General features: G+C 38.4%; 1 protein-coding gene. It reads left to right on the forward strand.

The window, feature by feature from the left end; all coding sequences use genetic code 11:
• Positions 1-525: 525 nt before the first annotated feature.
• Positions 526-1,749, forward strand: a complete 1,224-nt coding sequence (gene ltrA / locus ACGLXV_RS03935; protein WP_391557595.1) for a group II intron reverse transcriptase/maturase — start codon at positions 526-528, stop codon at positions 1,747-1,749.
• The last annotated feature ends 112 nt before the right edge of the window (positions 1,750-1,861 follow it).

Here is a 1,861-nt window from a genome sequence, read left to right on the forward strand (position 1 = left end):
GAACGTGTGTGACTTGAACAACAACGTAGTTGTTGGTGCTTTAAAATAGATGAGAGTAGGTCTCTCAATGACGACTTTCAGGAGTAGTTATTAAACCACTTTGTGCTGCATAATTAGGAAACTATTTTGTGGTGAGCGACAAAGAAAAACGGCATCAAGGAATGCTGTAGGTGAGTTGATGTGAGTTGAACGCAAGTAAACCAATGAAGAAGCCTCGTAAGCGCAAAAGACGATGTCAAAAATAGGTAGTTACGTTTGTACCTATGACCGAGTGTATCGGAAACCTGATTACTGGATACACGGCATCCGGGGTTAAGTTGGCAAGACGCATCAATAGGCTATTTTAAGGAACAAGTGAACTTTATATCGTTCTGCCAAATCGCAAGAGGAAACAGACAACAAAGGATGTGGTTGAGATATAAGGGGCAGACTTAGTCGTAGTAGTGATGAAGTTTCTGTAATGGAAATGGAGCAAAGGGCTAAGCATAGTAAGTTTTACTAACAATTTACAACCAGTTAAACGGGATGATAGATTATTATGAAACAAAATCACAGCCAATAACCAAAGTAATGGTTTGGCAGGCATTCAAAGAAGTGAAAGCCAACAAAGGTAGCGCAGGCATAGACAAAATGGACTGGGAATACTTGGAAGAAAACAAGAAAACCGAACTCTATAAACTATGGAACAGGCTTACCTCAGGAAGCTATTACCCCAATGCTGTCAAACAAGTTGGCATACCAAAGAAAGATGGAGGAATTCGCAAATTGGGCATCCCCACGATTTTAGACCGTATAGCACAACAAGTAGTCAAACGCCATTTAGAAAGAATAGTAGAACCCCTATTTCATGAAAGTTCGTTTGGGTATCGCCCCAATCGCAATTGTCATCAAGCTGTAAAGCAAGCCAATGTAAACTCGTTTAACCACGATTTTGCAATAGATCTAGACATCAAAGGCTTTTTTGATAACATTGATCACGAACTATTAATGAAAACGGTGACTCATTATTGCAAAGACAAATGGGTTATAATGTACGTCGAAAGATGGCTCAAATCGGGTGTGGTACAACAAGACGGAAGTTTTGTCCCCACGCTATCAGGCACACCACAAGGAGGAGTAATAAGTCCATTATTGGCAAATTTATTTCTTCACGTTGTGTTTGACAAATGGATGGAAAAACAACATCCCACAAAGCCTTTTGAACGCTATGCAGACGATATAGTGGTGCATTGCAAAACGGAAAAACAAGCCTTGTATATGCTTCATTTAATCAATAAAAGAATGGAAAGTTGCAAGTTGGTTTTGCATTCAGAGAAAAGTAAAATAGTGAACTTAAGAGGGATTTCACTAAAGAAATACCCTAAAGGATTCGACTTTTTAGGTTTCACAATTCGTCCAAGCTCAATTAAAAGTAAGGGTAAAGTTAAATCTATTCCAAGCATTTTCATAAGTCAAAAGTCAAAGAATAATTTGATGGAAAAATTCAAAACACTGAAAATCCACAAAAAGCGAAAGACGATTGAAGAGATAGCAAAAGAAATAAATCCAGTGTTAAGAGGAATAATCAATTACTATCACAAATTTCGAAAAAGCGACATTAGAAACGTATGGCGGCAACTAAACGAGCGACTACTCAAATGGGTAAAATGGGAAAAAGGGCTTTATAAGAAAGCATCGGTAAGATACTTGAAAACAAAGCACAAAGAAAAGCCCAATTTATTCCTACATTGGATATTGGTGCATCCATAAGTGTTTAGTACATTTGTGTGATTTAATACTATGAAGAGCCGTGTGAAGGGAGACTTTCAAGCACGGTTCCGTGAGAACGTAGGGGTGAAATTCCCCTGCGTGACTCGATTGG

Origin of the sequence: Robertmurraya sp. (assembly GCF_036676585.1) — a bacterium.
In the GTDB taxonomy this organism is placed as follows: domain Bacteria; phylum Bacillota; class Bacilli; order Bacillales; family Cytobacillaceae; genus Robertmurraya_A.

What these genes read in the sequence shown, in the direction of transcription:
- ltrA (WP_391557595.1), top strand. Translation starts at nt 526, where the DNA reads ATGATAGATTATTATGAAACAAAATCACAGCCAATAACCAAAGTAATG.